An 11,805-nucleotide genomic window follows, 5' to 3' on the forward strand; every position below is an offset into this window, starting at 1 on the left:
GTCCGCCGGTGTCGCGATAATGGCCCGATGGACACCGTCGGAGCCGCTCGACTCGGGGCGTGGCAGCAGACCTGGCGACTGATGGCGGCCGCGATACTCGGCGTGGTCTTCTGGTTCTCCGTCGCCACGGCGCTGCCCGTGGGATGCGTGGCCGACACCTGTTCCTGGTTCGTCACCGGCGATCCGCTGATCGCCCTCGGCTGCCTGACGGCGCTGTTGTGGCGGCGCCGTTTTCCGTTCACCGTCGCCCTGGTCGTCGTCATCGCCTGCGCCGCATCGGCACTCGCCACCGGCGCCGCGTTGCTGGCGCTGTGCTCGCTCGCGACTCGCCGCCGTCCGGTCGAGGTCGGAGTGGTCGTGCTGGCCTATGTGACCGCGGCACAGTTCAGCGAAGACCTCTACCCACTCGACACACCGCCCGCCCCGATCTGGCTGTCGCTCGCGCTTCCGTTGGCGAGCGCCGGGGTAGCCGTGGCGACCGGTGTGGCCATCGATGCCCGTCGCTCCGAACTGCGTTCGCTGCGGGACCACGCCGCCAGTGTGGAACGTGAACAGGCCGCCCGCACCGCGCAGGCACAAGCCGCCGAACGCAACCGCATCGCCCGGGAAATGCACGATGTGCTCGCGCACCGAATCTCGTTGGTAGCCATGCAAGCCGGGGTCCTGGACCACCGTCCCGACCTCGCGGACGCGGACAAGCGCACACTGGTTCGCGGAATCGCCGACGGCTCCCGCCAAGCGCTGGAAGAACTGCGCGACGTCCTCGGCGTCCTCCGCGCCGACACCGACCGCCCCGAACCACCGCAACCCACCCTGGACCAGATCCCGGACCTGGTGGCCGACGCTCGCTCGTCGGGCCTCGACGTCACACTCGCCAGCACGGTCACGGCTTCTCCTCCGGAAACGCTCGGGCGGACCGGCTACCGGGTGGTTCAGGAAGGGCTGACCAACGCCGCGAAGCATGCCCCGGCCGCGGCGGTCCACATCACGGTGACCGGGACCCCCGGGCGCGAATTGCACGTCAGTGTCCGGAATTCGGCGGCCGCCGCGCCTCTCGCCCGGCCCCCGGCCTCGGGTTTCGGGCTCCCGGGCCTGACCGAACGGATCAGCCTCGCCGGTGGGACACTCGACCACCATCGGACCTCCGACGACGGGTACGTTCTCACCGCGCGCCTGCCCTGGCCGGAGGACGACCTCGAGAAAAGAGCATGAGTGCCCAGTGAACAGAAGCCGGTGCGCGTTGTCATCGTCGACGACGACCAACTGGTGCGGATGGCGCTGCGACTCGTCGTCGACGGCGAGCCGGATCTGACCGTTGTCGCGGAGGCCGCCGACGGGGACGCCGCGATCGAAGTGGTGGCCGACCAGCGGCCCGACGTGGTGCTGATGGACGTGCGGATGCCCGGCCGCGACGGCGTCGACACCACCCGGCACCTGCACACGTCACCCGATGCCCCCGCGATACTCATGCTGACCACCTTCGACTCCGACGAGTTGGTACTCGGCGCCCTGCGCGCCGGGGCGCTCGGCTTCGTTCTCAAGGACACCCCGCCCGCTCGGATCGCCGACGCGATACGCACCGTCGCGGCAGGCAACCCGGTGCTGTCCCCGACGGTCACCGCCCGCGTGATCGCCGCGGCAACCGGCCCGGATTCCGCCGAAGCCCGCAGCGGGTCCCGAAACACCGCGCGAAAACGACTGGCCGCCCTGTCCGACCGCGAACTCGACACCGCGCGGGCCATAGCCGACGGCCTGAGCAACCCGGAGATCGCGGCCCGGATGCAAGTCACCGTCGCCACCGTCAAGGCGCACACCGGCAATTTGTTCACCAAGCTCGGTGTCAGCAATCGGGTACAGGTCGCGCTCTTGGTCCGTGACGCGGAGCACTGAGGCCGGGCGACGGCGGCCTCCTGATGCGGTTGGGCGTACGTCGCCTAACGGACGATTGATGCGGCCCGTGCCCGCATCACACGGTTTCGCCTCGGACGCACCCGCTGTCGTTGAAGGCTCGGCCGCCTGGTCAGGGCGCAGGCCAGGGCCGTTCGAGCCAGTCGCGGATGTAGGCGACGAACCGGGCGTGGGTGCGCTCGTCCCGCCACCCGGGGTCGATGCCTTCGGCCCGCAGCACGGCGTCGGCGAAGTCCTCGGCGTCTTGCGGTGGATCATCGAGCAGGCGGGCATACTCCTCGGACGACAGGCAGTGCCCCATCCCCGCGCACAGCTGGTAGAGCAGAGCATCGATCTTCGAGACTGGCTTGTACCCCACCCGGACATCTTGCCCTACGGTGGTCGACTACATACTCATACGCCGCTGAGTGCTCGGCCGGTGGGCGCAACGACTGGGCGGGTCTCGAGGCTCGTCTTGGAGTCGGCTTGCACCCGCACTGATTCCGGAGACGGCCGCGGTGTGCTCGGGCGACGCAACCAATGGCCATGCGATTCGACTCGGGGAACTCGATTGCCCCAATCCACCTCCGGCACTTGCCTATACGCTCACTCCTACCAGGGGGCGTTGACCGCGCAGATACTTTGATCTTTCGATGCGGCTGGTTCACCCTTAGCGAGTGGACCCGAATGATCTTGTGGCGATCGAACTGTCGGCAGACGAGCGTCAGCTGCTGTGGTACGGATTGGGCGAGTGGTCCGGTCCGGCTAGTTGCAGTGAGGCGCTGGCGATCGCGATGGACTTCGAGGGCGTGTCGGACCTTCTGGCACAGGAGCAGCGGATTCGTGCGGCGTTGAAGGCGCACGAGGCGCTGACTGCGCGCGATTGGCGACGTGCATTGGTGGCGACCGAGTTCGTTTTCGCGAGCGATGTTTTCGGGTCTGGAGTGGAGTGGTCGATCACCACGGGATTCAAGGATGAGGAGACTGTTCGCATCCTTCGCAGGTTGCAGCGGAAGTTCGCCCGCGCGCTTCCCGGCGTGCTGTACGGCCGTTGGTGATCCGGGTGTCCGCACATGCCGCGTGCAAGGCCGTCGGACCGGTCGAGCCGCAGTGATGTGATTGGCGACATTGTGCCGAATCGGGGGGGCTTGGCCAGTTGCCCGAAATAGTCTCGGGCCGGGAGGTGGTCAGGGTGGTTGGTCGCAAGCGAGGTGTCGTCGCCTCCGAGGTGCAGGAGATTCTCAACTACTTCGGTCAGTGCCCGGTCTGCGGTCATCCGGCTCGTGCGTGGCGCATCACCGCGGAGTTCGACGACAATCGGGTCGAGAGCCAAGATGTCGCGGAGTGCGGCGGTTGGTGCGGCTGGAAGGGACCTGTGCGGCCGGTCGCGATGACCGATGGCACGCTGGTATTTACCAAGGAGCGCAGGGAGATCCATACGGCGAACCCTGGCCTGCCGTCGGCCTGAGTGGGAACATCCTGCGTTGCCGCGACCCTGGGCGTTTCGAACCGGCCGCGGGTTCTCGGCATGCGAACGCACTGAACTGCCGACGAGCGTTCGTCCGCGGCCCGAGTGGCATCGGGCAGGGTGACCTGTTCTACCGGTCGGGCTCAACCGAGCTGTGGTGGAGCAGGCAACTCGCCTGGCCGAGGCCATCTCATTTGAGGAGGGTTAGCTGCTCCGACATCCTGGGCCAATTGATGGCGAAGGTTGCTCGCAAGAACTCGCAATGTCTGCGATTCGTCATCGGACAGTGGCGCAGCACTCGTCGTCCCAGCTAGCGAATAGTTCGCAAAAGCGGTCTCTGCCAGGGCATTCAGAAGGAGCATGTATCTGTCCTTGGCGTCAGAGGTTAGGAACATGCCCCCTGCCCGTTCTCCGAAGTACCAGTCGTGAAACGCTTCGCGGAATCGATGCAGGTCCTCGCGCGTAGGCGGCTGACTGTCAGGCGGCCAATATCGGGGCAGGCAGCGTGTTACGTGGAACAAGGTTTCGTATCGCTCGATCCGCTTGGTTTGAAGCGCCTGGTCATACGCATGCGCGAGCGTGAGCTTCATGTTCGATCTTGTCGCCAAGTAGGTCACAGCGCCACCGACCAGCGAGCCCAGCATGGCTCCAAGAAGACCAACCAGCACGGTCATTGGGTTCACCCACTCAGGTCAATTAACCATGTGCATAAGCATGGTCTCAGAACAGCATTGCCGACGAGAGGTGAAGTTGAGGTTGGTATCCGATCATGCCGCTGATCGTGCTGAGGATTCGGCCAAGCCGCAGTCGGCCCAACACACGCTCTTGCCGGCCAGCGCGCCGAATTTGTACGCGAGCATCGAGCGCTGCGATGTCCGATGCACCCGGGCGCGGTGTACGAAATCAAAGCTGTCTCGTGGTGAACAGGGTGGTCCCGTGCACCGCACCCACTTCCGTGCGCCGGGTTTCGGTGAACCCGATCTTCGTGAGCACACGGCGAGAAGCGACGTTCCAGTCCCATACCGTGGCCCACAGACGCTCGTACCCGCAGGATCTCGCCCAGTCCAGAACCGCCAGCGAGGCTTCGGTGGCGTACCCCTGACACCAGACTCGGCGCAGCAACTCGAAGGCCAGCTCCGGTTCCCCCGCCGCCCCTCGTCCGGTGTCGACCAGTCCGCAGTAGCCGATGACGTCGCGGTCGGCCCTCCGTTCGACTGCCAGCAAGCTGGTAGACCATGTCGGGTCGGTACGGATCGAATCCTCGAGCTCGGCGACTGTGGGGTGTCCGTCCGCGTCGATCCGGCGGTGCGGCGGAACTCGCGGGTCACGTTCGGTCCACAGCTCGCGCTGGACGACAGCTTCGAAAACCTGCCAAGGTCTGAGTAGCAGGCGACTTGTCTCAAGGATAATCTCTTGCCCTGGCACTGCCATAAACGGACTCTCTCACAGGAGAACGTCCTGTGTTGCCGCTTGCAGGTCGGGTCGGTTCAGTCGGCGGAGCCGCGGTGACGCAGTTGTTATTCGTCGACAAACGTCGCCGGGGAGCAGCGACGGCGGTCGACTGCGACCGAGAAGACATCGGGGCGGGCGTAGTGTCCGGTGGGATCGAAGTTCTGGCGTTCCTGGGCCACCCGGGCCGGATCGATATCGGCGATCACGAGGCGTTCGGCGCCACTCACCGGCTCGACCAGCCAGACGCCGTCGGGCCCGGCGATCGCGGAGCCGCCGTCATAGCCCGCCGGCTTGCCTTGCGCGATCAACGCATCTCGCAGCGGGAAATCCGCTGGCACATCGCTGTAATCGAGCACGGCCCCCACCGCCAGGGAATAGACCCGGCCTTCCAACGCGACGAAGCGGGTGATGTCCTGGGTGTTCCTGACCGACCCAGGCCAAGTGGAGATGTGAAGGGTTTCTCCGTCGGCATAGAGGGCGTGGCGGGCTTGGGGCATCCAATTCTCCCAGCACGAGAGGCCACCGACTCGGAATCCGGCGACCTCGTGAGTACGCAGGCCGTGTCCGTCGCCGATCCCCCAGACCATGCGTTCCTCGTGGGTGGGCATCAATTTTCGATGGGCGCTCACCACGCCGCGGCCGGGGTCGATCGCTACCAGTGTGCAGTACACGGTCCCGCGGACGCGTTCGCTGATCCCGAGATAGCAGAAGACCCCCAGGTCCGCGACGGCCTGGCGCACGGTGGCCAGATGCTGGCCTTCGAGGGTGACCGCGGCGTCGAGGTAGTAGGCGTAGGCGGCCTTCTGCTCCGGGTTGTTGAAGCGGGCCCCGCCGGTGCGGGCCAACCAGATCGGGTAGCCCGACAGGAATGTCTCCGGAAACGCGAGCAGATCCACTTCGGCCTCGGCCGCTCGGGTCAACCAGTCGACCACGGCCTTCGTTCCCGCCGTAGGGTCCAGCCATGCAGGCCGAGCCTGCGCCGCAGCGATCCTCATCGATAGATGGTAAACGTTGCACTACTACGGAATTCGGCCACGGAAAGTTCGCGTGAGCTCGATCAGATAGCTGAGACGAGACGGTCTGTGGGTATGGCTGCACTCGATCCTGGCCATACAGTGCTCGACACGATGCATCGCCGGTAGCCGAGCGTCGAGAATTGATAACGGTACCGGCCGGGCCTAACGCACTCAGCTTAGACATTGGGCCAGCACGCCAGTCACGGCAGTGGCGATGGTGACCACAGCGGCGAAGGTCGCGGCGGCACGCATCAACGCGGCTGGGTAGCTGGCGCCGTCCAACCGAGCCAGTGTGGCCGCGACAGCGGCAGCCATGAGCGCGAACACAATAACCGTAGCGACAGTTAGCAGGACAACAGCGACACGAGTCACAATGAACTCCTTGAGTTTGGGAGGGCCCTTACGTGACCGAATCTCGCCGAACCGATGTTCGCCGTGGTTCAGTTGGACGATGACAAACACTTCCGACTGGGGGCCGGATGCTGGGGGATGAACCGGATGGGCGAGATGACCCGCTGACCACGTTGCGCAACACGCTCAGCGACGCGTTGGCTCGCCGGAGGCTGACCAAGACACAACTTGCGAGCCGAGCAGGTCTCGGCCGCACGACCGTCCAGGAAGTCTTTCGCTCGGACGGTGCGATCCCGTCGGCCGAAACGGTCGCGGCACTCGCCCAAGCGCTCGGCTTGGCGAAAACTGATCTGCTGGTTCTTCGGCGCAAAGCCGTTGGCTTGTCGAATGATTCCATGACCGATCGTGCCGAGGCTCCCGGTCGACCGATTGGACAGTGGGATCCGTACGACCTTGAGATCCATCCCTGTGAAACTGCGCCATCTGCGCACGCAGGCCGAATGTTGCCGGGCTATGTCACGCGGGCCCACGACCGGGTGCTGGCACAGGCGGTGGACGACGTCATCGAAGGCAACAGCCGACTGTTGGTACTGGTCGGCTCGTCGTCCACGGGCAAGACCCGGGCGTGCTGGGAAGCTGTTCAGCCGCTCGCCGCGATGGGATGGCGGCTCTGGCACCCTTTTGACCCGACGCGCGCCGAGGCAGCACTCGCCGACCTCGAACGTGTCGCACCACACACGGTCGTGTGGTTCAACGAAGCCCAGCACTACCTCGGCGATCCCCGAGTGGGCGAGCGTATCTCCGCCGCCCTGCACACCCTGCTCATCGATCCCGGCCGCGCACCGGTCCTCGTCCTGGGAACCCTCTGGCCCGAGTACGCGGACCACTACACAGCCCTGCCAAGAGTCGGCAGCCCTGACCTGCACAGCCGAGCCCGGGAGGTGCTGGCGGGCGCCACCGTGACCATCCCCGACACCTTTAATCGAGCTGCCCTCGCAAGCGCCGCTAGCCTCGCCCAAGCCGGTGACTGGTTATTGGCAGATGCTCTCACCCGTGCCGGCACACACGGCCGCGTCGCCCAAGACCTGGCTGGTGCACCCGAATTGATGCGTCGTTATGAGCAAGGAACGCCGACCGTCAAGGCACTGCTGGAAGCTGCGATGGATGCCCGCCGTCTTGGGGTGGGAATTCACCTGCCCCAAGCGTTCCTCACCGACGCGGCCGCCGACTACCTCGGTGACGAAGACTGGGACCGACTCCCGAGCGATTGGGCAGAAGCCGCCTACGCGGACCTTGCACGACCTGTTCACGGCAAGCAGGTCCCGCTAGGCCGTACGATTCCCCGACCCGCGCGTCGCCCTCCGGCCAGCCCGACTCCAACCAGCCTTGAAACCCCACCGTCGGGGGTTATGCTCCGCCTAGCCGACTATCTCGAACAACTCGGCAGGAACACTCGGCGGCACTTGTGTCCACCAGCATCTTTCTGGCACGCCGCGGATATCCATCTCACTGACGCTGGCGACCTAAACAACCTCGGTGAAGCAGCGAGGGAAAGAGATCGTTTGCAGTGGGCCCACCATCTACGCCTCAGGGCTGCCGCTGTCGATCATCCCCACGCCTTGAACAGGCTGGGCGCGGCGCGGGAACGAGCCGGGGACCGTGAAGGTGCTGCGGCCTTCTATCGGCGGGCTGCGGATTTAGGAGATCCTCGCGCGCTGAAATACCTGGCCCGAATCGCGGCGGAGGCCGGGGATCAGGAGGAGGCCGACTCCCTGTACCAGCGGGCTGCTGACGGCGGTGATGCAGATGCGATCCGGGAAGTGGCAATGGACCGGGAAGAGATCGGAGACTTTGAAGGCGCCGCGGTCCTTTTTCGGCAGGCCGCAGAGGCAGGCGACTCCAATGCGCTAGCCGGACTGATGATGATGCGAGAAGAGGCTGGGGACACTGTGGGCGCCGAAGCGGTTGCCCGGGAAGCCGCGGGCGATGGCGATAGATTGTGCTTCACGATCCTGGCTGAGATGCGCGATGAAGCAGGGGACCGGAAGGGTGCTGAAGCCATTGCCCAGGAAGCCGCCGCGAGCGGTGACCTTTCCTCGCTCCTGCATCTATGGCGATCACGGCTCGATGAGGGTGACTTAGAGGGTGCCGAAACAGCCTTTCAGCTGGCCGCGGAGGCCAACAGCGGACCTACTCTTGCTCACGCGGCGCGGTCGCGAGAGGAGTCCGGAGACCAAGCGGGCGCTGAAGCCGTGGCCCTGGCCGCTGCCGCAGCTGGCGATTTCTACATCTTGCGCGACCTGGAGCGAATGCGGGCAAAAGCCGGGGACGAAGAGGGGCTTGAATCGCTCTACCTACGCGCCGCTGATGCAGGTGAAGTCCGCGCACTGCTGGGTCGTTGGAGTCTGCCGTACGGACTGGACCCGGACGGCTCGCCAGCGGCTCCATGGTGTGAGGAGGGCTATCCCGATCCGTACTAGCGAGACTTCCGCTGAGCTGAGGATGCTGCCGCCGCCAACGAGATTGACGCTTGGCATCACTTGCTTCGCAGGTTAGAGCAGCTGTTCGAATATCCGCTAATGGCTCCCCTTTAGTCAAGACCTCGTCGGGGTCTTGGGGTTAGCCTGTTTGATGGGTCCGGGTTGTGGCTCATCCGAAGGGCCGGTATGCGGGTTGAAGGCCGGCCGCGCTGGAGTCAAGAGTCGCCCCCGATTGCCCTCCCGGGCCCGCCAAAGCACGACGACGTTGATCAGCGAGCATCTGCGCGAACACAACATTCGACAGGCGTCGTTTGAGGGCTCGTAGTGCTTCCATCGAGGTCTTTCCGCCGGTTCGGCGGGCGTCGTAATAGACCCGGCCGGCTGTCCGGTGGCGTAGTTGGACCACGGCCATGATGTGCAGGACCCGGTTGATTTTGCGGTTTCCGGCGCGGGAAAGGCGATGCCGTTGCTGATCACCAGAGGATGCGTCCAGGGGTGCGGTGCCATTCCAGGAAGCGAACCGGTTTCGGTCGGCGAATCGGTGGATGTCGCCCGTGTCGGCCAAAAGCCTTGCCGCGCTGGAGGGCCCGATGCCGTGCAGGTCCATCAAGGTGGAACCGCGGTCGAGGACGAGTTGGCGCAGCTCTTTGTCCGCGGTCTTGATTCTGCGGTCGATGGTTTCGAGGTCCTCGATCAACTCCATCGCCAGTCTCTGCTGGATCGTGGCGACCGGATCGGTTGCGGTGATCGTGTCGATAAGTTCTCGGGCCTGGCGCGAAGACAAGAACTTCTTGGCGCCGCCTGGGATCAGTTCCAGCAGAATCCGGTGCAGACGGTTGAGGGTGTCGGTGCGGGCGTGACCGAGTCCGTCGCGACGGTCGGCGAGCAAGCCGAGCGCCACGAGTTCCGGATCGGCCTGGACGCGGCGCAGGTTCGGTGCGTGCAGTGCGGCGAGGGCGACCGAGTGGGCGTCGACCGGGTCGGTCTTGCGGCCGTTGCCGGTGGCGAAGACCCGGACCTGCGCGGACAGTTTGGTGGGGACGTCGAGGACGGTTTCGCCGTCGTGGACCAGACGGTGGGCGATATGGCGGCCGATGCCGTTACACCCTTCGATCGCCCAGATCCGGTCGGTGAATCGTTGTGCTGCGGTGAGCATCTCGGTGTAGCCGGGAGTGTCAGTCGGGTAGCGGCCGACGTCCAGGATCCGGCCGGTGGAGTCGATGATTTCGATGGTGGCCGAGCGTTTGTGTGGATCCATTCCGACGATGACGGTCATCGGTGTTTCCTCCCTGGGCGGCTCTGTCAGTGGTGTGCGTGCCGGGAGGGCATTGCTAGTTCGAGCGTGGGGCAGACCCCTTTCGAGCCACTCCGGCACGGCACCCGGTGGGAGGCAAGCCATTAGTGAGCCACACCGATGGTGATGGTGGGCAGCCGCATGAGAGAGCTTCCCACCGGGCACCTGGATCAGATCCTGGCCGGGATCTGGTCCTGCCATCAAGTGTCTAACTAGCCGCGGAGCGTGCGATCCTGAGAGCCGCGGCGCCGGCGGACGAACGCACTGATCTGCCGAATTGCGTACAAGAGTCTCGGTCGGGCGACCCGGGGTCCGTCTAAGCTGACTGGCGTTGAGAGGGGAGGTGTCGGCATGGAGCTGGTTCAAAAGGAAATTATCGCCGCTGCCGAAGTGCTGCTGGACGGGCGGCCCGAGCTGATTGAGGCCGTTCGCCGCGCGGCTACGGGACTGCCAGGAGAAGGCTTCGATATCCCCGCTTCAGAGTGGGAGTCGTTAGCTCGGCACGAGCTGAATCACTGGTTGACCGACCCCGCTCCCTTCGACGGCGGATCGGCACTCACCGCGCACCTCGACTGGGCGGGTGATGCTGAGAGCCTCCGACGCGGGCTTCAGACGTTGAGTTCGCACCCGGAATCGCTGAGCTGGGACTGGTTTCCGGAGTTTGAAGCTTTCTCACGCGAATCGGGTTGGAGCGCGGGCGAGGTCGCAGAGAAACTTGTGGCTGAGATCGGTGATCGTTGCCTGCAGATCGGTGCCGCCTTGGTCGAGCTGACCGAAACCAGGTCGTCAGGCAACGACGATATGTATGAGCTGATCTTCATCGATTCGAACGCCGTCGACCAACTCGCGGTCCTGTCAGCGGTTCTCGGCCGCCGAGTGGTGCTGTGCCGCAGCCACTAGCCGCCCTGGTGGGATGCCTCCCCACGAATGCCCGATAATCAGCGTAAGACGTTCTGGTACACGCTTGTCCACGCTGACTTCAGTCAGAACGGGTGAGCGATAATGCCGCTGGGCGCTCAACTGGTTGTTTGGAGTTCGGCGCGGCTCAAGCCATCCGTCCCCGCCAGAGATCGGGCTCGGTATCGGCGAGGGCCTGCTCGCGCAGCGGCCGCTGGAAATGGTTGCCATAGGTGTACCGCAATGCAAGGCAGGGCAGGGCAAGGGCAATGCTCCCGACGAGATCGACACGGAACAGACTATCTTCAAAAGAAGACATCTCGGCCGCACCACGAAGATGAAAGGCTTTCTCAAAGTTGAACCATCCAACATCCGTCGATAAAATTCGCACCGTTTTCGAAGGTGCGCTAAGGTCAGGTTTGAAACGCGAACCTTTTGTCGGTGCTTCGGATACTGAAATCGAGCAGTTCTTGGTTTCGCACGGCTGCCGGCAAGTATCATCCTCGGTGCGTGAGATTTTTCGGCTTTTGGGGCGCAGGTCTGGCGTTTGGTTCGATGGCACAGACTTCGGAACGGATGTGATCGATTCGGAAACCAAGAGCCACGCACTCGCGGCACTGGTCGAACTAGATCACGAGATATGCGATTTGGACGGAATGCTTGTGCTGTCCGCGCATCAAGGCTATGCGTTTCACGTGATCGATGGTCAAGATCTCCAGCTCGATGATCCGCCTGTATGGGACGTGGTCGATGGCGATTACGCTGCGAAAGTATGGCCGTCAACATCCGACTGGTTCATCGCCATGGCACCTGATGTCGAGGAGATTCGGGAGCGAGCTGACCGTATGCGGGCCAAGGGCCGGGTCTCTCCTTGGGAAGAAGATCTCGAACCATGGTGAGTGCCGGTTGTCTTCGCCCGGCTGTGGGCGCGGGCCTGGATAGCGTTGGTGGAGGGGGCGG

The 11,805-nt window shown here is 64.5% G+C and carries 13 protein-coding genes; 7 read left to right on the plus strand and 6 right to left on the minus strand.

Annotated features, from left to right (window positions below; all coding sequences use genetic code 11):
• Positions 1 to 27: 27 nt before the first annotated feature.
• Positions 28 to 1,212, plus strand: coding sequence for a histidine kinase (locus tag AB0I43_RS25320; protein WP_356974282.1), 1,185 nt, complete (start codon positions 28 to 30; stop codon positions 1,210 to 1,212).
• Positions 1,213 to 1,890, plus strand: coding sequence for a response regulator transcription factor (locus tag AB0I43_RS25325; RefSeq protein WP_356974281.1), 678 nt, complete (start codon positions 1,213 to 1,215; stop codon positions 1,888 to 1,890).
• 130 nt (positions 1,891 to 2,020) lie between these two features.
• Here AB0I43_RS25325 and AB0I43_RS25330 read toward each other — a convergent pair whose 3' ends face one another.
• Entirely contained in the window at positions 2,021 to 2,266 is a 246-nt protein-coding gene (locus AB0I43_RS25330; protein WP_356974280.1) for a hypothetical protein, read from the minus strand.
• 298 nt (positions 2,267 to 2,564) lie between these two features.
• On the opposite strand from AB0I43_RS25330, the gene AB0I43_RS25335 reads away from it, so the two are divergent.
• Complete coding sequence (locus AB0I43_RS25335; protein WP_356974279.1) at positions 2,565 to 2,945, plus strand: hypothetical protein; 381 nt, start codon at positions 2,565 to 2,567, stop codon at positions 2,943 to 2,945.
• A 134-nt stretch (positions 2,946 to 3,079) separates the two neighbouring features.
• Positions 3,080 to 3,355, plus strand: coding sequence for a hypothetical protein (locus AB0I43_RS25340; RefSeq protein WP_356974278.1), 276 nt, complete (start codon positions 3,080 to 3,082; stop codon positions 3,353 to 3,355).
• A gap of 143 nt (positions 3,356 to 3,498) precedes the next feature.
• On the opposite strand, the gene AB0I43_RS25345 is transcribed toward AB0I43_RS25340, so the two are convergent.
• From AB0I43_RS25345 to AB0I43_RS25355, 3 genes are all read right to left on the minus strand, one after another.
• Positions 3,499 to 4,029: a hypothetical protein gene (locus AB0I43_RS25345; RefSeq protein ID WP_356974277.1), complete on the minus strand. Its 531-nt coding sequence runs from the start codon at positions 4,027 to 4,029 to the stop codon at positions 3,499 to 3,501.
• A gap of 229 nt (positions 4,030 to 4,258) precedes the next feature.
• Positions 4,259 to 4,786, minus strand: a complete 528-nt coding sequence (locus AB0I43_RS25350; protein ID WP_356974276.1) for a GNAT family N-acetyltransferase — start codon at positions 4,784 to 4,786, stop codon at positions 4,259 to 4,261.
• Positions 4,787 to 4,872: 86 nt separating this feature from the next.
• A complete protein-coding gene (locus tag AB0I43_RS25355; protein WP_356974275.1) occupies positions 4,873 to 5,802 on the minus strand; it encodes a carbon-nitrogen hydrolase family protein in 930 nt (309 codons plus the stop codon).
• A 500-nt stretch (positions 5,803 to 6,302) separates the two neighbouring features.
• On the opposite strand from AB0I43_RS25355, the gene AB0I43_RS25360 reads away from it, so the two are divergent.
• Positions 6,303 to 8,654, plus strand: a complete 2,352-nt coding sequence (locus AB0I43_RS25360; RefSeq protein ID WP_356974273.1) for a helix-turn-helix domain-containing protein — start codon at positions 6,303 to 6,305, stop codon at positions 8,652 to 8,654.
• 169 nt (positions 8,655 to 8,823) lie between these two features.
• Here AB0I43_RS25360 and AB0I43_RS25365 read toward each other — a convergent pair whose 3' ends face one another.
• Complete coding sequence (locus AB0I43_RS25365) at positions 8,824 to 9,930, minus strand: IS110 family transposase (RefSeq protein WP_356974272.1); 1,107 nt, start codon at positions 9,928 to 9,930, stop codon at positions 8,824 to 8,826.
• Between the two features lie 369 nt (positions 9,931 to 10,299).
• Between AB0I43_RS25365 and AB0I43_RS25370 the strand changes: the two genes are divergently transcribed.
• The gene (locus AB0I43_RS25370) at positions 10,300 to 10,848 is read left to right on the plus strand and encodes a hypothetical protein (protein ID WP_356974271.1); all 549 of its coding nucleotides are present in this window, start codon (positions 10,300 to 10,302) and stop codon (positions 10,846 to 10,848) included.
• A gap of 145 nt (positions 10,849 to 10,993) precedes the next feature.
• On the opposite strand, the gene AB0I43_RS25375 is transcribed toward AB0I43_RS25370, so the two are convergent.
• Positions 10,994 to 11,236, minus strand: coding sequence for a hypothetical protein (locus AB0I43_RS25375; RefSeq protein WP_356974270.1), 243 nt, complete (start codon positions 11,234 to 11,236; stop codon positions 10,994 to 10,996).
• Between the two features lie 28 nt (positions 11,237 to 11,264).
• Here AB0I43_RS25375 and AB0I43_RS25380 point away from each other — a divergent pair, with 28 nt between their 5' ends.
• Entirely contained in the window at positions 11,265 to 11,744 is a 480-nt protein-coding gene (locus tag AB0I43_RS25380; protein WP_356974269.1) for a hypothetical protein, read from the plus strand.
• Positions 11,745 to 11,805 lie beyond the last annotated feature (61 nt).

Origin of the sequence: Nocardia sp. NPDC050435 (genome assembly GCF_040655395.1) — a bacterium.
Taxonomy (GTDB): Bacteria; Actinomycetota; Actinomycetes; order Mycobacteriales; family Mycobacteriaceae; genus Nocardia.